The organism is Larkinella rosea (assembly GCF_003858635.1).
Classification (GTDB): domain Bacteria; phylum Bacteroidota; class Bacteroidia; order Cytophagales; family Spirosomataceae; genus Larkinella; species Larkinella rosea.
Genome location: NZ_RQJO01000009.1, coordinates 1,034,540 through 1,057,517 on the forward strand (window position 1 = coordinate 1,034,540; position 22,978 = coordinate 1,057,517).

The following is a 22,978-nucleotide window of genomic DNA, read 5'->3' on the forward strand; positions in this document are numbered from 1 at the left end:
ACGTTGGATATTGGACTGACGTAATAGATTTGTGTGAAACAAATCCAACGTTATGCACCATCCAACTTTACCTCACTTCATCAGGGGCTTTCTGCTTTTTGGGTTGCTGGGATTATTCTCAGTTACCAAATCTGTTGCCCAGGTTTCTTTCACCGTCGGGAATCTGACCCGCACCGAAAATCTGGATGCGCTGCCCGCCAGCGGTACGTCTACGTTTGTTCAAAACAGCACCATTCCGGGGCTTTATGGAGAGCGCACCGGAACAGGAACGACCATTGTTGCCGGTACGGGCAGTTCGAACGCCGGGGCGCTCAACAGTTTTGGCACCAGTAACGACCGGGCTTTGGGTTCGGTCGGTTCGAGCAATGCCGCTGCCGGTCATTTCACATATGGTTATCGCCTGAAAAACGAAACCGGTGCCGTCATTACTTCATTAGCCATCCTGTACAATGGCGAACAATGGCGGAACAGTGCGGCTCCGGATCTCCAAACGGTTCAGTTTTCGTACCTGGTTTCAACCTCGGCCATTGAAACCACCAATCCGGCTGCGGGGGCCGTCCCGGCCAATTATGTAGCGGTTTCGGCACTGGATTTCACCAACTCTGTTTCGGGCGGAACCGCCGGGGCTATCGACGGAAATACGAACCGGCAAGCCAAAAGTTTCACCCTTGCCGGTTTGTCGATTGCGCCGGGAAGTGAGATCATGCTGCGGTGGTACGACCCCGATCATACCGGTTCGGACCACGGTCTGGCCATCGACGATTTGAGCGTCACCGCCACCATTGAAGGTAGCGGCACGCCCACCCCGGTTTTATCCGTCAATCCGACGGTTTTATCCGGTTTTACCACTTCTGAAGGAACACCTTCGGCCCCCAAATCCTATACCCTTTCCGGCTCAAACTTAGCTGCCGACGTCCTCATCAGTGCGCCAGCCGGTTTTGAAATCAGCATCGGAAGTACGTATACGACCTCGTTGACCTTACCGCTGTCGAACAGCAGCGTGGCGGCTACTTCCATCCATGTTCGCTTAATCGGCACACCGCAGGGAACGCCCGGTGGAACGATTACCCACGTGAGTGGTTCAGCCTCGGTGGACGTAACCGTTAGCGGAACGGTTTTCGACCCGAATACGATTGCCTCCATTGCCGTGGCCCGGAGTCAGCCGGTCAATACGCCGATTTCTTCGTTGCCGGGAGGCAAAATTGCGGGGCGCGTGACGGTCAGCAATCAGTTCAACGACGTGGCCTACATTCAGGATCCGACGGGAGGTATTGCCGTTTTCAATACGGCGTTCCGGAGCAGCGTTCAAATTGGCGACTCGGTTCAGATTACCGATGGAACACTTGGTGTTTTCAATAACAACAAGCAGGTTACCGGAACCGTATCGTTTACGAACTTCGGTAACAAAGGCCCACTCACGCCGAAAGTGATTACAACGACGCAACTACCGGATTATGAAGGTCAATTGGTAACGGTCAGTTCCGCCGTCATTCGCCCCAATGCGGTAGTCGCTTCGCCCAACCCGGTTTTTGTGTTGACGCCGGATGCCAACTTTTTGCTGAACGATGCAAGTGGTACGCAGGAAATCCGGGTCAATCGGGGCACGAACATTCCCGGGAACACCAATCCGGTGGGTCCGGCAGCCATCACTGGCGTGGTGGCCCGTTTCAATACGATCACGCAATTGCTGCCGCGCTTCACGCAGGATCTGCCGGGTTCGACGCCCTATGCACCCGCCGGTGGAAACATCGACCGCAGTCTGACGCTCGACGTGGCCGCCTGGAATATCGAATGGCTGGGAAGCACCGGCAACGGCCCGACCAACGAAGCGCAGCAGGTCACGAACGCCATATCGGTGTTGAACAGCCTGCAATCAGACCTTATTGTGCTGGAGGAAATCTCGTCGGACAATGCCTTGCCGAGTCTGCTGGCCGGAATGCCGGGTTATCAGGGGAATTGCTCACCGTTTGTGTCCAACAATCCGGGGCACGAAATTCCGGCCAATCCGGCGACGCCCGGCCCTGTTTTACCGGCCAACACGCAGCGGGTGTGTATTCTGTATAAATCGGATGTGGCCACGTTGATTTCTCAAAAACCGCTGATGGAAAAAGTGGAAAACCTGACGGGTTATCCGACAGCTACTGACAATTTCTGGGCGTCGGGACGCTATCCATACCTGTGGAAGTTCAACGTGTCGGTTGCTGGGGTCAGTAAACAGATCAATGTCATTGGATTGCATACCAAAGCCAACGAAGGTGCACCGAATTCGCAGCTGGCCTATAACCGCCGGAAATACGACGTTCAGGTGTTGTACGACACGCTGAAGGCGCAGTATCCCAATGATTTGTTGCTGCTGGCCGGCGATTTTAACGATGATCTCGACCGCACCGTGGCCAATGTGGCTACGACCGAAACCACTTACAAACCATTCACGGATGATACCGCCCGTTTTACAGGGGTTACCAAGGCACTCAGCGACAACGGTTTTCGGACATATCTGACGGAAGACAACGTGATCGATCACATCATGGTTTCCAACGAACTGGCTCCCGCTTACATCAACGGTTCGGCGGGCGTTGGAACGCCGTATCTGACCATTAATGATTACGGCAACACGACTTCCGACCACGTTCCGGTTTTGGCCCGCTTCGATCTGTCAAAATTGGCGTTGCTGAAGGTGCAATACCAGAATGGCGACAACGGACAGGCAACGAATAACCAGATCAAACCGTATCTGAAACTGGTCAACGAGGGAACGACGGCGGTACCTTATTCCGAATTGACGATCCGGTATTGGTTTACGGCGGAGAATTATGCCGGTATCAACACGTTTATCGATTATGCGCAGTTGGGTAACAATAAGGTCAAGATAAATTATGTCCGTCAGGATTCACCCGCTCTCCTTGGTGCTAACGGTTATATAGAATACGGTTTTGAGGCTTCTGCGGGAAATCTGGCGGCTGGCGGTAATTCCGGCCCGATCCAAACCCGTTTGGCGAATAAAGACTGGGCCGATTTGAACGAAACCGACGATCATTCGTATTCGGCAAATGCAAATTATGTCCTCACGGACCGGATCACGGTTTACCGGAATGGCACGTTGATCTGGGGCGTTGAACCGCAAACCACGTCGCCCGTCGTCAAGCTGAAAGTGCTCACAGAAAACAAAAACGGCAATCCTAATTCGAACTCCATCAGCACGTATCTGAAAGTCAGCAACGAAGGAAATGTACCGCTGGCATATGGTGATCTGGCTGTCCGTTATTGGTTTACGCCCGAAGGAACGACATCGCTCAATTACTGGATCGATTACGCCAAACTTGGTAATTCCAACCTGACGGGCCAGTTTGTTCCGGTCAACCCCGCCCGGTCCGGCGCGGAAACGTACCTGGAATTAAACGTAAAACCGGCCGCCGGAACCTTGTATCCACTCAGTAACACCGGAAATATTCAATACCGGATTGCGAAATCCAACTGGTCGAATTTCAACGAGACCAATGATTATTCGTACAAAGCAGCCGCGCCTTTTTCTGAAAATGACCACGTTACAGTGTATTACCAGGGCAATCTGATTTATGGAATCGAACCGCCGGTTGCTACCGGCGCGCGGCTGTCAACAGTAGAAAATGGGGGCATATTTCAGGTTCAGGTGTTACCAAACCCGGTTTCGGATGTATTTGAAGTTGAATTTATTGCCCCGGCTGGCGAAACGGTTCGACTGCAACTGACTGATCTCCACGGTCGGACGGTTTTGCAGCACGGTATGTCGGCAACGGGTCAACGTCAACGCCAATCGATGAATGTTCGCACGCAGGCGGCTGGCGTCTATTTTCTCCGTGCGGCTGCCGGACCGGAAACAGGGTTGATTAAAGTGCTTAAACCCTGACAGCGCCGGGCCGACGATTCGGCCTTAAGGCCCTGTCAGCGGTTTGAAAAATCGTTTGTAGATCGGTTTCCGATAGGCAAATAAACCGTACATGATGGGGTAGAGCAGGAAATCCGTCAGTCGGCTGGGCGTTCGGAAGTGGATTTCGTCGGCAATGCGCGTTTGATCACCGTCGCGAATGATGCGGTGTTTGTGGTGCCAGTAGGCGAGAAAGAAGGGCAGTTGGATGCCTTCGTCGATGAAGTAAATTTCCTGATCGGTAGCCTGCTGGTCGGTGATGCGACTGATCCAGTCCTGCCTGAATAATAGAAAGTTCAGGCGCAAATGGACCATATCGCCTTTCTGACAGCCATCAAACCGAACGACTTTGACGGGCGGAAACGGCGGACTGAGTTGGTCAAAAAGCGTCTGCGTAAATCCCGCCCACACCTGTCGGTAATCTTGTTCAACGGATGTGTAAAGCGAGATTTTCATACGTACCTACGGACCGGCGGACTCAACGGGAGCGCCCGCTGGCCCGTAGGTGCGATTTTAAAGTTGTTCCAGAATCCGTTCCATCGATACGGCCTGGCCGATGTGCTGCTTCAGTTCGCTGATATGCATCCGGATTTGCTCGGTAGAGTCGCGGTGGCGAATGGTAACGGTGTCATCTTCCAGCGTCTGGTAATCGACGGCGATGCAGAACGGCGTACCGATCAGATCCTGACGCGTATACCGTTTGCCGATGGCGTCGCGTTCTTCGTAAATGACCCGGAAATCGCTGCGCAACAGCTTGAGAATCTGCTGGGCTTTTTCCGGCAAACCGTCTTTCCGAACGAGTGGGAAGATGGCGGCTTTCACCGGTGCCAACGCCGGATGCAGTTTCAGGTACGTCCGGGTTTTCTGGTTTTCACCTTCACCCACCACTTCTTCCGTCAACGCATTGCAGAAAACTGCCAGAAACAGTCGGTCCGCACCGACGGAGGTTTCGACCACGTACGGAATGTAATTGCCAAACGGTTTGCCGTTTTCGTCCAGGTCGTTGTCAAAATACTGCTGCTTTTTCCGACTCAGTTCCTGGTGGCTTTTCAGGTCAAAATCGGTGCGGGAGTGAATACCCTCCATTTCGCGGAAACCAAACGGAAACTGGTATTCGATATCGACAGCCGCATTGGCGTAATGCGCGAGTTTCTCGTGAATGTGGAATTTCAATTTTTCGGCGGGCAGACCGACGGCTTTGTGGAAATTCAGCCGGGCGGTTTTCCATTTTTCGTACCATTCCATTTCGGTGCCGGGACGAACGAAAAACTGCATTTCCATCTGTTCGAATTCGCGCATCCGGAACGTAAATTGCCGGGCCACGATCTCGTTGCGAAACGCTTTGCCGATTTGCGCAATCCCGAACGGAATCTTCATCCGACCGGTTTTCTGAACGTTCAGAAAATTGACAAAAATACCCTGAGCGGTTTCGGGACGCAGGTAAATCAGACTGGAGTCTTCGGCCACGGAACCCACCTGCGTGGAGAACATCAGGTTAAACTGCCGCACTTCGGTCCAGTTGGCGGTTTTGGAAATCGGATCGACGATGCCTTCGCTAATGATCAGTTCCCGAACGCCGTCGAGGTCGTTTTCGCCCAGCAGGCGACCCATTTCGAGCAGCAGTTCGTGCCCTTTTTCGGCCTGGCCATTGGCGGCATATTCTTCGGCTTTCAACTCGAGCAACTGATCGGCGCGGTACCGTTTTTTAGAGTCTTTATTGTCGATCATCGGGTCGTTGAACGAATCGACGTGACCCGAGGCTTTCCAGGTCAGCGGGTGCATGAAAATCGACGCATCGATGCCCACCACGTTGTCGTGAACCTGCGTCATGGCCTTCCACCAGACCGATTTGAGGTTATTTTTCAGTTCCACGCCGTTCTGACCGTAGTCGTAAACCGCCTGTAAACCGTCGTAAATTTCACTGGACGGGAACACGAAGCCGTATTCTTTGGCGTGGGAAATAATGTCTTGCAGAGAGGTGGCCGGAGCCTGTTTCGGTTTTGCGTCTTCCATGATGCCGCAAAAATACGGATTTAGACCAGTCGCCTAACAAAAATTTTACACTTTTGAGCCATCCTAAAAACCGCCCGGTTCGGATGGGGTCCTTTGTCAATTGGAACCAAGCCGCAACAGCCTTGGGAATGCAATCCGAAAATCTGGCATTTGTACCCCAAATTATGGCCTTCCAGATTAAAATTTGGCACCATTTATGCAGTTTGGGTAACATATTAAAGGCAAATTAAAGGAAGAGAATAGTGATTAATAAGTTATTAAATAAGGGTAGAAAAGGCATCTCTATACCGTGGAAAGGGCTATCTGGAACGCTTTTTGTCAACAGATAGGTACGCTGCCATCTCTATTATTTCTTTAAAATGATGAAAATTAAAACTGTATTTAACCGTAAATACTGCGCTGTACGGATTTCCTTCAAAACTACTTTATATCCAAAGGAATGTTTCAATTAGCGAAGGCCCATCTGACCCATTTTTGAAGCAAGCTCGCACGGATTCGCTTTTTGTACTGAAATCTATTTTCGACCGGTTTCAACCCGTTCCTTATGTTGATTGCTCCCATTCCTGATAACGACGCCCAACGGCTTGAGTCGTTGCGCCAGTATTTCCTGCTGGATACGGCCCCCGAAGCTGAATATGACCGGGTTTCGCACATTGCTTCCCAGATTTGTCAGACTCCCATCGCCATGGTTAGTCTGATCGACAAGGACCGGCAGTGGGTGAAGTCGTATTTTGGCCTGGCGGTTGAGAACATTCCGCGGGAAATTTCGCTTTGCGCGCATACCATCGTCAACGTCCATCCCTTGATTGTGGAAGATACGAAGATGGATCACCGCTTTTGGGATAACCCCGCCGTAACGGGTCCGCCGAACATCATTTTCTACGCGGGCGTTCCCTTGCTGTCGTCGGAGGGGTTCGCCATTGGTTCCATCTGTGTGATCGATCATTATCCCCGCCAACTGGCTCCTGCGCAGAAAATGACTTTACAGGCGCTGGCGGCTCAGGTGATGTTGTTGATGGAGTTGCGTCGGACCAACAACCGGCTGGTGAAGGCCCGGGCGGAAGCCGAAGAACTGGCGCGTCAGAAATCGCAACTGCTGGCAACGCTGAGCCACGAAATCCGTACACCGCTGCATGCGCTGGAAGGCTATACCCAGTTGCTGATCGATGAAAAACCGCGTGATGACCAGCAGAAGAGCCTTCGCCGTTTGCAAACGACCGGGCGGACGCTCGTTAATCTGGTCAATAATATTCTCGATTACAGCAAGTTACAGGCGGGGAAGCTGGTGCTCGAATCCATTCCGTTCTCACTGAGCGAGCTGATTCAGCAGGCGGTTGAAATGCAGAACTGGCGGGTTCAACAGAAAAACATTCAATTGGTTACCCAAATAGATGCCCGGCTACCAGGCCAGTTGAAGGGCGATGCGACGCGCATTTTCCAGGTTTTGGTTAACCTGATCAGTAATGCCATTAAATTTACGGAAGCTGGTGAGGTGCGGGTTCATGTATCGGTGACGTCTGATGATGCGTCCGAAATCGATCTGAAAATTGAGGTGAGCGATACCGGGATAGGAATTCCCCCAAAATCCCTGGCGCTTCTCTTTAACGAATACACCCAGGTTTCGGCTTCCACCACGCGACTCTACGGGGGCACCGGTCTTGGATTGGCCATTTGCCGGCAACTCCTTGAGCTAATGGGTAGTAAGCTGGAAGTCCGCAGCCGGGAAGGGGAAGGATCGCAATTCGGTTTTCGCCTGCATCTACCGGTTCTTGAAACGGCTCCGAAAGAACGGTCGTCCAGACTCTCACAACCGAATGATTTGCTGCTCGCCGTTGACGACAATCCGCTGAATACCAAACTACTGGCTCACCTTATTGCTAAACAGGGGGGACAGGTAGCCACGTTCAATTCCCCGCTAAAGGCCCTGGAATCGGCCCGAACCGTGCCGTACCGGGCTATTTTACTGGATTTGCACATGCCGGAACTCGACGGCTACGAGTTGGCCCAAAACCTGCAGGAGTTGCAGCCCGGTGTACCCCTTGTTGCCGTATCTGCGGATGATAGTGTCGAAACGATTGAGCGCGTGAAATCGACCGGTTTTCAATTTTTTTTACGAAAACCGTTTTTGCCGCACGATCTGGTTCGAATTTTGAAGGAGTTATCGTAACCCGTAGCTTGTATTTCAGTGAGTTAGAAAAGAGGGGTGAGTTCTAAAATTCAACGTGTAAAACTTTGGCAACGATTCCTTGTTTAAACGGGAAAACGTTGCCGACCATGAAAAATGCGAGAAAAGAAGACAATTTTAGTAGTGGACGATGATGTCGTTTACCGGCATTTATTGACCTCCCGATTAACCAAAACCGGTTATGAGGTACTGATCGCCAACAACGGGCGGGAAGCCCTGAACTGGATTCACCAATCGATTCAGCGTCCGGATCTGGTAATTCTGGATTTATTGATGCCGCAGATGAGTGGGGTGGAAGTTCTGGAAGCGGTAAAAGCATTGCCGTTTAAGTTGCCCGTCATCCTGATTTCCGGGGCCGAATGGCCAATTGCCCGGCAAGCGATGAGTCATTCCGCGCCGGATGCTTATTTAACCAAGCCTTTTGTCGTACAAGATCTGCTGGACAAGATAGAAGGGTTCCTGCAGCCAATTCCTGAAATTGGCTGAACCGTCAATGGATGATCGGTTTTGATCGCTCTCGGATGCGGAGTGCCGGGTTGCTGTGGCCTTTGAAAATGCCGTAGCCGATCCGAACGTACCGGACTGCAAGGGAAAATACCGTTACACCGGAATAGTATACAGACTCAGCTTACTTTTCAGCAGTCGGATTTCGTCCTGCATGACTTCAATTTTTTGCAGCAAATGACTGATCGCATCAATCCCGTCTAGGTTGATATTCAGATCATAATACAGGTTGCTGAATTTCTCGATGGCCTGCATCTGATGGAGAGGAATGCATTTTTGCGCTTCCACCACAACCAGTTCGATGAGGCCGTATTCTTCCAGGGAAAAAACAAACGCGTGCTCTATCTGGTACTTAAGACAGTAGTCTTCAACAAGAATTACATCTTCCGGTAGCATATTCTAACTGGTTATAATTCAGATAGTTCTTTAAATAATGCTCTCTGTTTTTCGGTCAAACCGGTCGGGATTTTTACCGAATAGGTGACGTAAAGATCCCCAAATTTTCCTTCCTGTTTGTAAACCGGAAAGCCTTTGCCCTTTAACCGAACTTTGGTACCGATCTGGGTTTCCGGGGCCACTTTTAACTTTACTTTCCCACTTAAGGTCTCGATGGTTGTGTCTCCGCCCAGAACCGCCGTGTATAAATCCAACTCAACGGTTTTATACAGATCGTCGTTCAGTCGTTTAAAATCGGCATCTTCGGCAATGACAAAAGTGATATAGATGTCACCGGCGGGGCCGCCATTGGCTCCTGGTCCGCCCTGGCCTTTCAATTTGATTACCTGCCCGTTAGCAATACCGGCGGGTACCGTAATGCGGATGTTTTTACCGTTGACGGAAAGCGTGTGCTGGTGGGTCTCGTAGGCTTCCCGCAGACTGATCTGGAGTTCAGAGGAATAATCCTGTCCACGGAACTGGGCCTGTCGGCCACCGCTGCCACGCGGTTTTTCGCCAAAAAAAGATTCGAAAAAATCGGAAAAATCGCTGCCGGAGAAGGCATCACCGGAAAACCGCTGCTCGCTTCGACCGGCTTGCTGCTGCGACTGCCGGGCCTGCTCAAACTGCTCGGCATGTTTCCATTCTTCGCCATATTGGTCGTATTTCTTCCGTTTGTCGGGATCGCTCAATACCTCATTGGCTTCGTTGATTTGCTGGAATCGCGTATTGGCTTCCTGGTCGTTGGGGTTTAAATCCGGATGGTATTTCCGGGCCAGTTTTCGATACGCCTTTTTTATATCGTCGGTGGAGGCATTTTTTTGTATGCCCAGGACATTGTAATAATCGATAAATGCCATAGCAGTGTAAAACGTAAAATTCGGATGAGGAGTGGCATTTGCTTTACCCTTCCAAAACCGCTGTTTGCTTCGATTTGTTCAGGGCACCTACGGTTTTTCCGGACCCGGAAATCGCCCCCTAAGTTACGCTTTGCGGCAATACGACAAAATGGTAGTTCTTTTGGTACTGGACGTGTTACTTTCCTGGTGTCGCTCCGTCTAATCATGTAGGTTCCGGAAACCCTCCGTAACACCAACCTATTGAATTCCGGCACCAACGATGAAGAAGGTAGTAGCAATACTCCGGGATTATTTCGGAGTATCCCAACAAGAAGCACGGGGGATGTTGGCATTGCTGACACTTACCGGCTTCCTGTTGGCGCTGCCGCTGGCTTATCGCCAGTGGGTTCCCGATCAGGTTCCGGATACGTCTGCTTCTAATAAACGCCAGCTTGACAGCCTGGTTGCCCTGCTCGAAAAAGACAAAATAGCCGATGACGACCGATCTGACCACCACCCCGAACACACAGAGTCGGTGGTCGAGAGCCGGAAAATTGACCGGTTTGCCTTTAATCCCAACACCATCGACTCCGAAAGCTGGCAACGCCTGGGGGTACCCCGCTGGCTGGCCGACCGCATTGTCCGGTACCGATCCAAAGGCGGGCAGTTTCGCAAAAAGGAAGATTTATTGAGGATTTACGATTTTTCGCCGGAGCTGTATGCCGACCTGGAACCGTACATTCGATTGAGTGAGGATAAAACCAGTGGAAAGTCACCGGATTCGTATCCTAACCCGTTTTACAAAAACAAAACCAATACCGATAAAGCAGTACCTTACGCTAAACCAGCGTATTCGTCGGACCGGTTTAGCAAACCGGTTTTGCAATCGTTTGACATCAATACGGCGGACACCACTGAACTTATCAAGTTACGGGGCATTGGCTCCAAACTGGCGAACCGGATTGTGAAGTTTCGGGATGCGTTGGGCGGTTTTATTTCGACGGAACAATACACCGAAATATTCGGTCTGGACTCCCTGGCGTTGAGTGAACTGACCAAATACGGCCAGTTGCAGACACCGGCAAATAAAATACCGATCAATACCGCAAGCGCCGAAACCCTCGATCGGCACGTCTATCTAACCAAACGGCAGGCCGAAATCATTGTCAACTACCGGACGCAACACGGGCCGTATACCTCACCCGAATCGCTCCGCAACCTTCGCGTTCTCGACGCCAGAACGATTGAAAAACTGACGCCCTATCTGGAGTTTTAGAATACAGCTGCGGTTTTGAACGTCTCAAAACCGCAGACCCGTTTCGGTTAAAAATTGGGTTTCAACAGGTATTTCATGTAGAAATCGTCGATGGCTTTGACGGCTTCATCCGGCGTGTCGACCAGCGAAATCAGGTTCATATCGCCGGGGTTGATGTTGTGTTCTTTTTCCAGGATGGTTTGTTCAATCCAATCGACCAGTCCCTGCCAGAAGGATCGGCCAACCAGCACGATCGGGAAGCGCGCAATTTTCTTCGTCTGAATCAGCGTCAGCGACTCGAATAATTCGTCCAGTGTTCCGAAACCGCCCGGAAGCGCAATAAACCCCTGCGCATATTTGACGAACATGACTTTCCGAACGAAAAAGAAATCGAAATTGATGTTCTTGTCCGGGTCGATATAAATGTTGCTTTCCTGTTCAAACGGGAGTTCAATGTTCAGGCCGACCGATTTTCCGCCCTGCTCGAAAGCGCCTTTGTTCCCCGCTTCCATGATACCGGGTCCACCGCCGGTAATGACGCCGTAGCCGTGCTTCACGAGCTTAGCCGCAATTTCTTCGGCCATCTGATAATACGGATTGTCCGGTTTGGTGCGGGCCGAGCCAAAAATGGACACGCAGGGACCGATTTTGGCGAGCTTGTCGAATCCTTCGACGAACTCGGCCATCACCTTGAAAATGACCCAGGAGTCGGCAATTTTTATTTCACTCCAATTGCGGTCCTGAAAGGCTTCTTTGATGCGCTGCTCGTCGGGAGTAAGCAGCAACTCGTCGCGTTTGGGAAGGTCTTTTTGTATTTGCGAAACATTCTGGGTTTCAGACCGATGTACTGTTTTTTCGGATTCCATGTATTTTTCGGATTTAGCAGCCGTGGGTGTTGGATTCTTCGGGCGTCTGCGATTAAACAGTTTAACCCCGAACCAATTTCAACTTCCAGACTCGCTGATGGTGGGTATCTTTCCAAATGACAGGTCAGCAAAACCGGGGCGGTTTTTGACCTTATCTGTAAAGTTTCCGGAATGAATTGTGTTGTTGATGCTTATTTGATCACTTACTTTGTAAAAAAAACGGACATGTTGGTGTGAAAAATGTTGGCCCTCCTGTCTGTCCGCTGCTGCTCAGCGCAGAACCGGAACATAATAACGTAATATCGTAGTTTTAGTTTCAATAGTTAATAAAAATCCCATGAAACCCTCAATTGCCGTTGGTGCCGATCACGCCGGATTTGCGTATAAACAGGAAATTGTCGCCTGGCTGGAAAAAGAAGGCTATCCGACGAAAGATTTTGGAACTTATACGGAAGCCTCCGCTGATTATCCGGATTTTGCTCATCCCGTGGCATCAGCTGTCGAAAACAAGCAATTCGACTGGGGCATTCTGGTTTGCGGGAGTGGCAATGGCGTCGCCATTACGGCCAACAAACACCAGGGCATTCGGGCCGCTTTGTGCTGGCTGCCCGAATTGGCCGCGCTGGCCCGTCAACACAACAACGCCAATATTCTTTGCCTGCCGGAACGGTATATTTCGGCCGAAGAAGCGCTGGAATGTGTGAAAATTTTTCTCGCTACAGAATTTGAAGGAGGAAGGCACCAGACGCGGGTGGGGAAAATCAGTTGTTGATGGCTGCCTCTTTTCGGTGGTAAACGTCCGGTAAATCCGTCTTTTCGTACATGGCCGAAAGGGAGGGCGCACGCTGAAAAAGTTTTTTAATAACTCCTTCTTTATCAATGATGTAACTGGGTGGGTCTTTGCGGAAATGATCGTAAACGCTGATCACGCTTTCGTAATTGTCGAGGTTTCGGAGATCGAATTTGGCTAAATCCCAGTTCAGATACGGTGTGGCTGCCTGATTATTTCGATAGGCACTGAGGTCTTCCCCAATGACCAGGATGCGCTGCTGCTGGATATGCCGGTCGATGGGCGATGTTTTGACCTGTAAGGCACTGAGTTGGCCCAGTTCCCATTTAGGAACCAGCGCCAGTGCCCCCTGGTAAAGAATCAGGAGGGTAAAGACAAATACCCCCAGAAATATAAATTCAGCTATCCACTCCCGGCGAATTCCCTGGAAGTAATACGACGCAAAAAAAGCCAGCGCCGGAACAAAACTGATAAACAGCATCGGAGCCAGAAATGGCATCAGCGCCACCGAAATCACCGCCGTCAGCGCCCAGATCATCATGATTTGCTGGCAACGTTGCTGGAAATTAACATACCGGGTGGTTTGCCGAAACAGACTCAGTAAACCGAGGGTACCCATGGCAAAAGGCAGGAACATGGAAGCCAGCAACGTCTGGAAATCGGTCAGGTCGTATTGCCGAACCCGAAAAACCGATGATAACAGATTGCGGTTTAAATCGGCCAGACTATCGGCCAGGTAATAATACAGGAGCGTCAGGACAATCGGGAACGCAAAACCGAAAATCAGGAGGGAATGCTGCCGGAAACTCGCCCCGGTAAACAGCAGCAAGGCCATCAATGCCCACAAAATGAACAGGGCCGAAGGTAAATAAAACAGGGCCGCGAGACTGATGTAAAAACCGACTTCAAAAACTTCGTCGGTGGCTCCGCGCCGGTCCATTTGTTTGATGAGCGTGCCAAATGCCAGCAGCAGAAAGGTCGTTGACAGCAAAACCGGCGACAAGGTGCTGCAATCGAACGACATGTTCAGAAACAGGACGTAGATCAGGCCGGGAATCCAGTTGCGGTCGGGATAAATATCCCGGACGTTCATCACCCAGTTGAAATACAACACCTGAAAAGCCGCCAGCGCCGTTCCGGCCACATGGTAGGCCAGGTGCGACCGTCCAACCGCCATATCCAGCAGCCAGTAAACCAGCGCCGAAAGCGGGCTGACGCTGTCCCAGATGTCGCGGTACAGCAGATTGCCGTTGTTCATCTGTTCGCCCACCAGCATCCAGTTCAGTTCCGGAACCAGCAGGGGAGGGGGCGACAGCAGAAACGGCAATCGAATCAGGAGCAGCAAAAGCATCAGACCAACAATCTGAAGGGTGGCGTTAACCCGAAAAAAACTTAACAAGGGACTCGTTGGTTTACGGTATGTACCACTAAATGGAACGACGAAATTAAGGCTTTAAGGTGAAAGAAGTCGAATAAAAGGCGGATATTTGCACCGCTTAAAATGAATAATGAACAATTAAAAATGAACCGCACGGGCGGCCCCTAATTAAAATCAAAATAAGGCATGTATTTATTTCGGCCTTCATTATTCATTGTTAATTCGGGGCCGCCCGTGCGGTTCATTGTTTTTCAAAAATGGAATCGAAACGACAACAGAAAGTATCGAGGTTGTTGCAGAAGGATCTGAGTGAAATCTTTCAACGCGACAGCCGACACCTGTTCAACGGCGCTTTTATCACCGTTACGAACGTGCGGGTGTCACCCGATTTTAGCATTGCACGGGTGTATGTGAGCTTTCTGGTAACCCCGAATAAAGAACTGCTGCTGGAATCGATCAAGGAGAAAAGCAAAGCGATCCGGCAGCAGCTTGCCGAACGCGTGCGGCACCAGCTCCGGATTATGCCGGAATTGCATTTTTACCTCGACGACACGGCCGAATATGCCGCCAAAATGGACGCTATTTTTGCCAATCTCGACATTCCGCCCGCGCCGGAAGAAGACGATGAGGACTGACCTATGAACCTGCCCCTCTGGATCGCCCGACGGTATTTTTTCTCGAAACGCAAACGTAGTTTCATCAATCTGATTTCGCTGGTGTCGATGCTGGGCGTGGGCGTGGGGACGATGGCGTTGGTGGTGGTGTTGTCGGTTTTTAATGGGATGGAGGAACTGAACCGGATGATTTTCAAGACATTCGAAGCCGACCTGACCGTTGCGCCCGCGTTGGGAAAACGCCTGACGGCTTCGCCTGAATTGCTGCAAGCCATCCGAAAAACCGGTGACGTGGTGCTGATCACGCAGGTCATTGAAGACAACGCGCTGGCCCGTTACCGCGACGGACAGACGGTGATCAAGCTGAAAGGCATCGACAATTCGTACCTGCAGCGTCGCCAACTCGACACGGCACTGGTGGAGGGTAAACTCCGTTTGCAGGAAGACGGCGTGAATTATGCGCTGGTGGCCGAAGGAGTGCGGAACGCATTGCTGATTTCGCCCGAAGATATGCTGACTCCGCTGGAACTCTGGTATCCGCAAAATCGCAAGACCTATTCAGTTTTGTCATCCGATGCCTTTAACCAGGCTAATTTTTTGGTTTCGGGCGTTTTTTTTATTGAAGATAATTTCAACGATTACGTTTTAGCCCCGCTAAGTGTTGTCCGTGAATTGGTTGGCTATCAACAAAATCAGTTATCTTCGCTGGAATTGCAGGTAAAACCGGGTGTGGAGATTGCTGAGGTAAAGAAAACACTCCAGCAGCAATTGGGAAGCAACGTGGTCATTAAAGACCGGGACGATCTGAATCCGGATCTGTTTCGGGCCATTCGCATCGAGAAACTGTTTGTAACCGTTACACTGGCTTTTCTGGTGCTGATTGCGTCGATCAACATCTTTTTCTCGTTGTCGATGCTGGCCATTGAAAAGAAAGATGATGTCGCAATCCTGTACGCGATGGGCGCGTCACCCTCGCTGGTTCGGCGGATTTTTCTGTTCGAAGGCAGTATTGTGGCTTTTATTGGGGCAATTATCGGACTGGTGCTGGGGATTGCCCTGTGTCTGTTGCAGCAGCGTTTCGGGTTTGTATCGATGGGCATCGAGAGTTCACTCATCGACGCGTATCCGGTGAAACTGGAAGCCAATGATCTGGTCATTACCACACTTATTGTGATCATTGTAACGATTGTCGTATCCTGGTTTCCAGCAAAAAAGGCAGCTGCCGTATCAAAAGCGGTGGATAGTGTGCAGTAGACAAATTGACAACAACTTACTAAAATGCGGATTTTCGCGTTTTGAAAGAGGCTAAGTGAATACGCAGTATGTTTAAGATTTTCCGAAATATCGGTATAGTCCTTGTTTTTTTCATCGGTAGTCACTGGGCACTGGGACAGGCTTCCCGTGCTGCGGATTCCGATAAAAAGACATCTCCCACACCCGTTAACGGACCCTATAATCCGTCCCGTTCGCTCCCGCACGATTTGATTCATACCCGGCTTGATCTCAGTTTCGACTGGGTGCGGCAATGGGTGCATGGCATGGCACGTTTGCGGTTTAAACCCCATTTTTATCCGCAGAATACACTGGATGTCGATGCGAAAGGATTTGAAATCAAAGGCGTGTTTCTGCTCGATACCTTAAAAACCGGTGAGACGGTTTTCGATACCCTCAATTACACGTACAACGACCGGCAGAAAATTCACGTGTTACTGCCCCGGACCTACACCCGGGCCGATACCTTTGATATTCAGATCGTTTACACGGCCAAACCGAACGAACGACCGCTGGGCGGGAGTGCGGCCATCTCGCAGGATAAAGGTCTGTACTTCATCAATCACGACGGCGCCGAACCGAATAAACCGCGCCAGATCTGGACGCAGGGCGAAACCGAAGCCAATTCGTGCTGGTTTCCAACCATCGATTCGCCCAACGAAAAGATGACGCAGGAAATTTACCTGACCGTCGAGAACAAATACCGAACGCTTTCCAACGGAAAACTGATTTCATCCACGGTAAATCAGGAAGGAATGCGCACCGATTACTGGCGTCAAACCCTGCCCCACGCACCGTATCTGGCAATGATTGCGGTGGGCGAATTTGCCTACGTGAAAGATTCGCTGGCGGCTACACCCGACCGGGGAGCATTGGAAGTCAGCTATTTTGTCGAGCCGGTCTACGAAAAATCCGCCCGTAGCATTTTTGGCCGAACACCCGCCATGGTGGAATTTTTCGAGAAGAAATTTGGGGTGCCGTATGTCTGGGAAAAATACAGTCAGATTGCCGTGCGCGATTTTGTAACCGGTGCGATGGAAAACACCACGGCAACCGTCCACGGCGAAACCGTGCAAATGGAAGACCGGCAACTGGTCGATGGCAATTCCGATGATGTGATTTCGCACGAATTATCGCACCACTGGTTTGGCAATCTGGCAACGGCTGAATCCTGGGCCAATCTGCCGTTGAATGAAGCCTTTGCGACGTATGCTGAATACCTCTGGCGGGAACACCACGAGGGCATTTATTCGGCGGATATGCACGGGTTGGACGATCTCAATCAGTACCTGGCCGAATCGGAAACGAAGCAGGAACCGCTAATCCGATACCGGTATACCGACCGCGAGCAGATGTTCGACAGCCATTCGTACGCCAAAGGCGGGCGGGTGTTGCACCTGCTCCGGCGGATCATTGGCGATGAAGCCTTCTTTGAATCCCTGACGCTGTATCTGAAGCGCCACCGGTTCAAAACCGCCGAGCTGAGCGATTTGCGCGAAGCCTTCGAGGAAGTAACCGGCGAAGACCTGAACTGGTTTTTCAATCAGTGGTTCCTGAAACCGGGCCACGCAGTGATCAAGGTCGAAAAAGAATTCAAACCTGGCGCCGTACAGTTGACGGTTATGCAGCAGCAGGATTCGACACAGACACCCATTTACCGGCTACCGGTGAAAATCGATATTTGGGTGAAAGGGCAGAAAAAGACGTACGAAGTGGTGATCGACAAGGCCAAACAGGCTCTGACTTTCCCGATCGAACAACGCCCGGAATTGATCGTATTTGACTCGGACCACCGAATTGTGGGAACCGTTGAACAGGAAAAAAACAAGCCGGAACTGGTTTTTCAGTTTTACCACGCGGATAATTACCAGGACAAATACGAGTCGATCACCCGGCTGGAAAACAAAAGCAACCTGATCGATTCGACGGTTCGGCACATGATGATGGATGCCATGAAGGATAAATTCTGGAAAATCCGGCAGGTGGCTGTGGGAAATTTTGCCGAATACGATGGGCAGGAATTTGCCGAAGTGGAACGGATTGTACAGAGCAAAGCCCGCAACGACGAAAAATCGCTGGTGCGTCAGGAGGGCATCAACACGCTGGCGTCGTACGGCGATAACGTCAACGATCCGTTGTTTCGGGAAGCCCTGAACGACACGTCGTACGCGGTCGTATCGTCGGCGCTGGATTCGTATCTGTTGTCAAAACCGGGTGATGCGGCCGAAGTTGCGGCCCGGTTTGAGAATGTACCGAATGGCGATATTGTGACGGCGGTGGCCAATTTTTACGCCAATTCGACCGATACCAGCCGGTATTCCTGGTTCATCAACAAGATGAACACCATGAAATCGCAGGATTTGTACAACTTTTTGCAGGTCTTCGGGAAATACCTGATCCGATCGGGTTCCGACACGCAGCGACAGGCCATTCCAATGCTGGAAGTGATGGCCCGAACCAGCCCGGCGTACTTTGTGCGGTTTGGAGCCTATCAGGTGCTCGGTTTGCTGCAGGACATCGAAGGCGTTAAATCCATGCGAAAAGACATTCGCTTAAGCGAACGCGATCCGAAACTGAAGGAAATGTACGAGCAGTTTAAAGATTTTTAAAACCACCTGATTCAAAAACGAAAACCAACAAAACCGTATGAAGAAAACCCTTTTTACTTCCTTTTTTCTCGCGTTGCTTAGTATAACGATTTCTGTTGCTGGTCCGGTTGACGGCAAGTGGATTGGCAAAATCGGCGATGACTACGCCATCACGTTAAATTTAAAAACCGAGGGCGATAAGCTGACCGGAACAATTGGGAACGCGAGTGGCGAACTGCCCATCAACGAAGGCAAGGTCAACGGAAATGACTTTTCCTTTAATAGTGTTTATCAGAACAACACGATTCCGATTAAAGGCCGGATTGAAGGTGATAAAATGTACATTACGGTCTCGTTCAACGGGAATGACCTGAACGGTTCACTGACTCGGGAAGGTGGGGCCGAAACGGCCAGTGCACCCCGGATGAAGCCCGAAGAAACCGAAGTCTGGAATCCGGTTCCGAAGGTAATCACACCCGGAAAAACGCCACTCGACGCGCCCTCCGACGCCATTGTACTATTCGACGGCAAGAACCTGGATCAGTGGGTTTCGGTGAAAGATAAATCACCGGCCAACTGGACGGTTGAAAAGGGCGTTTTGACCGTCAACAAAGCTGCCGGAAATATCGAAACCAGGCAGTCGTTCAAGAACTACCAATTGCACATCGAGTGGAAAATTCCGGAGAAAATTTCGTTGACGGGCCAAAGCCGGGGTAACAGTGGTATTTTCCTGGCTTCAACGGGTCCGGGCGACGCCGGTTATGAATTGCAGGTATTGGATTCGTATGAAAACAAAACCTACTCGAACGGCCAGGCGGGTAGCATCTACAAACAGGCGATTCCGTTGGCGAATGCCAGCAAAAAACCGGGTGAGTGGCAGGTGTACGACGTCATCTGGACAGCCCCTACGTTCACGGCGGATGGTTCGGTGCAAACTCCGGCCCACGTGACGGTGATTCACAACGGCGTGGTGGTTCAGAACAACTACGAACTGAAAGGCGAGACGACATACATCGGCCAACCGAAATACAAAAAATACGAATCGGCTCCGATCAAATTGCAGGCCCACGGCGACAAAAGTGAACCGCTCAGTTTCCGCAACATCTGGGTTCGGGAATTGTAGTTTTGATGATAAAATTCTTGCAAAAGGGCAGCCACAAGCTGCCCTTTTCTGTTTTTGATGTGACTGGATGGAGAAACAATGGAAGGCAGGCGTCCCTTTATTCTGACCGCAAACTTTTGACCGGATTGATCAAAGCCGCTTTGACGCTTTGGAAACTGACGGTTAGCAGGGTGATCAGTAAAGCTCCGGCACCCGAAACTGCAAAAATCCACCAGGAAATTTCGGTGCGGTAGGTATATTTCTCAAGCCAGCTGGTTAGCGCATACCAGGACATTGGGATCGCGATTCCCAGTGCAATACTAACCAGTGACACGAAGTCTTTGGACAGTAACCCCCACAGATTCAGTACGGAAGCGCCCAGTACTTTGCGAACGCCAATCTCTTTGGTCCGTTGCTCGGCGACGAACGACGCCAATCCGAACAGCCCCAGGCAACTAATGAAAATGACCAGCGTGGCAAAAAACGAAGCCAGCTTACTGATTCGCTCTTCATTACTGAATTTTTTAGCAAACTCCCTATCAACAAATTTGTAGTCGAAGGCTGCTGAAGGAACTACTTTCCTGAAAACCGCTTCAATTTTCGGCAGCGCTTCAGTCGCACTGACGGTTGGTTTGATTTTTATATCGATTTGGCTGGCGGAATTATAATTTGCATCTAAAAAGAAAAATGCACGTTTCTCGGGTTCATACGGCGAGTTTCTGACCATATCCTTGATCACGCCAATAATTTGCCGGGATGTTTTGCCGTCGTAAAAGGTGATAAACTCGCCAACGGGCTTTTTTAACCCAAGGTATTTGGCGGCTGTTTCATTAATAATCATTTTCGTACTGTCGGTTGCAAATGCTTTGGAAAAATCCCGGCCTGCCATCAACTGCCAGTGAACCAACTGGCCAAAACCGTATGAAACATCGGTGATGGCAAAATCATCGGCAACCTCAGGGTCTTTGCCGCTCCAACTAAAACCGCCCATATTGTTCCAAACGGCGGTCAATGGGCTCGACGATAGCTCCATCCCGGCTACCATCCCGGTTTTCAGCAACTCAGTTCGCAGCACATCCAGTTTGCCTACATAATTAGGGTCATTTTTTGGAATGGTAATCAAGCCTTCCCGATTGTAGCCCACGGGGCGGTCCTGCGCATATTGAATTTGTTTAAACACGACGATGGTGCCGATGATCAGAACGACCGAAACGGTAAACTGGACCACCACCAGGACTTTTCGCGGCATTGCCGCAAAGCGCCCCAAACGAATCGTGCCTTTCAGTACTTTCACCGGCTGAAAAGCGGAGAGGTAAAAGGCCGGGTAAGCGCCAGCTAAAAAGGTAGTGACCACAATAAATACCAAACTGATTATCCAAAAAAATGAATTGGAAAATGGCAACGATAATTCTTTGTCGGCCACATGATTAAACCAGGGAAGAGCGATTAAAATCAGGAGCATCGATACTACAAACGACAGTATTACCACCAGAAAAGATTCACTTAAAAACTGTTGAATAAGCTGGTTTTTCAACGAACCAATCGCTTTCCTCACGCCAATTTCTTTCGCCCGTTTTTCACTTCGGGCCGTGCTCAGATTCATGAAATTGATACAGGCCAACAGCAAAACAAAAAGGCCGACACAACCAAAAAGCCAGACAAACGTAATTTGCCCACCGGCCGCCCTTCCATTTTTAAATTCCGAAAACAAATGCCACTCATTCATCGGGTATAAAAAAACTTCGTAGCCATACTTTGCCGCTCGGTCGGCCATTTCTTTTGGCGTACTTTTCTGATAAAAGTCGTTGATGCCGGCGTTGGCGGTTTCCAGGGAAATAGGGGGCTGCAACTGCACATAAATACCGAAAGAACTGTTGCCCCATTCAGTTTCATTTTGTTTGATCCAATCATTGGAGGCCACCCATAAATCCCAGGGCGAAAAAAACTCCACTTCGCCAAACCGGTTATTTTTAGGTATGTCCGCGTATACACCCGTCACAACGACATCGATGCGGTTATCAATTTTAAGTTTTTTATTGATCGGATCTTCGTCACCAAAAATGGCTTCCGATGTGGATTTCGACAGCACAATGGAGTGGAGTTCATTCAGCGATGCATAGCTTCCCCTGAGCATTTTCAGCGAAAGCATATCCAAAACGCCCGGATCAATGAATTCACCCTTTTTTTGTATTTTTTTATCCGCCACCGAAACCGTATAGTCGCTCACCCACCAGGCCATCAGAATGTGCTTAAAGTAGTGGTGGTAATGACTTTTCAGAGCAGCTCCCATCGGAAACTGCATGGCATCCGTTCCATCGGTTTTCTGGATATTGGGATCCGTATATAACCTCCTCACCTGAGCGATGCCATCATAGTTTTTATGATACTGGTTGAACGAAATTTCGTCGTAAATCCAAAGCCCAATGAGCATCGTCACGGCCATGCCCATCGCGAGCCCCGAAATATTGATGAAGGAGTACCCCTTGTTTTTGGCGAGGTTCCGAAAAGCGATTTTGAAATAGTTGCGTAACATAGCGGTATGGGCGGGTTGAGGGTAATCAGAAATGGGTTTGCCGGTACCTTGCCGGAGTGGCTTATGAAAAAAGGGCGTCAGGCAATGGAACACTGCCCAAACGTACTCGCGACGGGCGCGGGTCGGACCTACCTGCTCCACCCGTTTGTAGAATAGTTCCTGCAAATCGCCCTGCACGTATTCCAGCAGGTGAGGAGCTACGAACCATTCCAGCAGGCGGTCCGCCCAACGAGGGGAGGTGGGGCCGGAAGAGGAGGGATTGTCCGGTTTTTGTTGCTTTTTCATAGCCCCAGGAGTTCTAATTTTCCAACGGGAATAGACTGCCAGAGTTGCTGACGCATTTGCTGAATCTCCAGCAACACCCGGCCACCGGCGGCTGTCAGCGCAAACAGCCGTTTACGCCTTCCGCCCCGTTCGGCTGTCGCTCCACCCACCGAGGAAGACAGGAACCCTTTTTCTTCGAGCCGATACAGCGTTGTGTGTACCGCACTGACGGTAAAGCTTCGGCCGGTCAGGGCCTGAAGCTGTTCCATGACGGGCACGCCATAGACATCGTCGGAACTTGCGGCCACCACCAGCAAAACCAGTTCTTCCAATTCGCCCAGGATCGTCTTTTTCATGAAAAATTCAGCTTATTTGATTAGATACAATTTCTTAAATCAAATCTGATGCCAGACCCAAAAAAGTGGCAATTAAGCAA

General features: G+C 50.5%; 17 protein-coding genes. 9 read left to right on the forward strand and 8 right to left on the reverse strand.

Annotated features, from left to right (window positions below; genetic code table 11):
* Positions 1–52 precede the first annotated feature (52 nt).
* Positions 53–3,886 (forward strand): cellulose binding domain-containing protein, encoded by a 3,834-nt coding sequence (locus tag EHT25_RS20080; RefSeq protein WP_124876905.1) that lies wholly within the window; start codon positions 53–55, stop codon positions 3,884–3,886.
* A gap of 24 nt (positions 3,887–3,910) precedes the next feature.
* Here EHT25_RS20080 and EHT25_RS20085 read toward each other — a convergent pair whose 3' ends face one another.
* On the reverse strand, positions 3,911–4,360 hold the full coding sequence (locus EHT25_RS20085) for an SRPBCC family protein (RefSeq protein ID WP_124876906.1): 450 nt from the start codon (positions 4,358–4,360) through the stop codon (positions 3,911–3,913).
* A 57-nt stretch (positions 4,361–4,417) separates the two neighbouring features.
* A complete protein-coding gene (locus EHT25_RS20090) occupies positions 4,418–5,917 on the reverse strand; it encodes a glycine--tRNA ligase (protein ID WP_124876907.1) in 1,500 nt (499 codons plus the stop codon).
* Between the two features lie 544 nt (positions 5,918–6,461).
* Here EHT25_RS20090 and EHT25_RS20095 point away from each other — a divergent pair.
* Positions 6,462–8,084 carry a GAF domain-containing hybrid sensor histidine kinase/response regulator gene (locus EHT25_RS20095; protein WP_124876908.1) on the forward strand — a complete coding sequence of 541 codons (1,623 nt, stop codon included), beginning with the start codon at positions 6,462–6,464 and terminating at the stop codon, positions 8,082–8,084.
* Positions 8,085–8,198: 114 nt separating this feature from the next.
* Positions 8,199–8,588 (forward strand): response regulator, encoded by a 390-nt coding sequence (locus tag EHT25_RS20100; RefSeq protein ID WP_124876909.1) that lies wholly within the window; start codon positions 8,199–8,201, stop codon positions 8,586–8,588.
* A 114-nt stretch (positions 8,589–8,702) separates the two neighbouring features.
* On the opposite strand, the gene EHT25_RS20105 is transcribed toward EHT25_RS20100, so the two are convergent.
* Together EHT25_RS20105 and EHT25_RS20110 are read right to left on the reverse strand one after the other, a co-directional pair.
* Complete coding sequence (locus EHT25_RS20105; protein WP_124876910.1) at positions 8,703–9,002, reverse strand: chaperone modulator CbpM; 300 nt, start codon at positions 9,000–9,002, stop codon at positions 8,703–8,705.
* 11 nt (positions 9,003–9,013) lie between these two features.
* Positions 9,014–9,901 carry a DnaJ C-terminal domain-containing protein gene (locus EHT25_RS20110; RefSeq protein ID WP_124876911.1) on the reverse strand — a complete coding sequence of 296 codons (888 nt, stop codon included), beginning with the start codon at positions 9,899–9,901 and terminating at the stop codon, positions 9,014–9,016.
* 259 nt (positions 9,902–10,160) lie between these two features.
* Between EHT25_RS20110 and EHT25_RS20115 the strand changes: the two genes are divergently transcribed.
* Entirely contained in the window at positions 10,161–11,156 is a 996-nt protein-coding gene (locus tag EHT25_RS20115; RefSeq protein ID WP_124876912.1) for a ComEA family DNA-binding protein, read from the forward strand.
* A gap of 47 nt (positions 11,157–11,203) precedes the next feature.
* On the opposite strand, the gene EHT25_RS20120 is transcribed toward EHT25_RS20115, so the two are convergent.
* A complete protein-coding gene (locus tag EHT25_RS20120; protein ID WP_124876913.1) occupies positions 11,204–12,001 on the reverse strand; it encodes an LOG family protein in 798 nt (265 codons plus the stop codon).
* 337 nt (positions 12,002–12,338) lie between these two features.
* On the opposite strand from EHT25_RS20120, the gene rpiB reads away from it, so the two are divergent.
* Entirely contained in the window at positions 12,339–12,773 is a 435-nt protein-coding gene (gene rpiB, locus EHT25_RS20125; RefSeq protein ID WP_124876914.1) for a ribose 5-phosphate isomerase B, read from the forward strand.
* Here rpiB and EHT25_RS20130 read toward each other — a convergent pair.
* Positions 12,763–14,190 carry a hypothetical protein gene (locus EHT25_RS20130; protein ID WP_229311672.1) on the reverse strand — a complete coding sequence of 476 codons (1,428 nt, stop codon included), beginning with the start codon at positions 14,188–14,190 and terminating at the stop codon, positions 12,763–12,765. The genes rpiB and EHT25_RS20130 overlap by 11 nt on opposite strands.
* A 236-nt stretch (positions 14,191–14,426) precedes the next feature.
* On the opposite strand from EHT25_RS20130, the gene rbfA reads away from it, so the two are divergent.
* From rbfA to EHT25_RS20150, 4 genes are all read left to right on the forward strand, one after another.
* Positions 14,427–14,804 (forward strand): 30S ribosome-binding factor RbfA, encoded by a 378-nt coding sequence (gene rbfA, locus EHT25_RS20135; RefSeq protein WP_124876915.1) that lies wholly within the window; start codon positions 14,427–14,429, stop codon positions 14,802–14,804.
* A 3-nt stretch (positions 14,805–14,807) separates the two neighbouring features.
* The gene (locus tag EHT25_RS20140) at positions 14,808–16,037 is read left to right on the forward strand and encodes an FtsX-like permease family protein (protein WP_124876916.1); all 1,230 of its coding nucleotides are present in this window, start codon (positions 14,808–14,810) and stop codon (positions 16,035–16,037) included.
* A 68-nt stretch (positions 16,038–16,105) separates the two neighbouring features.
* On the forward strand, positions 16,106–18,664 hold the full coding sequence (locus EHT25_RS20145) for a M1 family aminopeptidase (protein ID WP_124876917.1): 2,559 nt from the start codon (positions 16,106–16,108) through the stop codon (positions 18,662–18,664).
* Between the two features lie 37 nt (positions 18,665–18,701).
* Positions 18,702–19,766 carry a 3-keto-disaccharide hydrolase gene (locus EHT25_RS20150; protein ID WP_229311673.1) on the forward strand — a complete coding sequence of 355 codons (1,065 nt, stop codon included), beginning with the start codon at positions 18,702–18,704 and terminating at the stop codon, positions 19,764–19,766.
* Between the two features lie 97 nt (positions 19,767–19,863).
* Here EHT25_RS20150 and EHT25_RS20155 read toward each other — a convergent pair whose 3' ends face one another.
* Complete coding sequence (locus EHT25_RS20155; protein WP_124876918.1) at positions 19,864–22,563, reverse strand: ABC transporter permease; 2,700 nt, start codon at positions 22,561–22,563, stop codon at positions 19,864–19,866.
* Positions 22,560–22,898, reverse strand: coding sequence for a PadR family transcriptional regulator (locus tag EHT25_RS20160; RefSeq protein ID WP_124876919.1), 339 nt, complete (start codon positions 22,896–22,898; stop codon positions 22,560–22,562). Before EHT25_RS20160 ends, EHT25_RS20155 begins: the two co-directional genes overlap by 4 nt.
* Between the last annotated feature and the right edge of the window lie 80 nt (positions 22,899–22,978).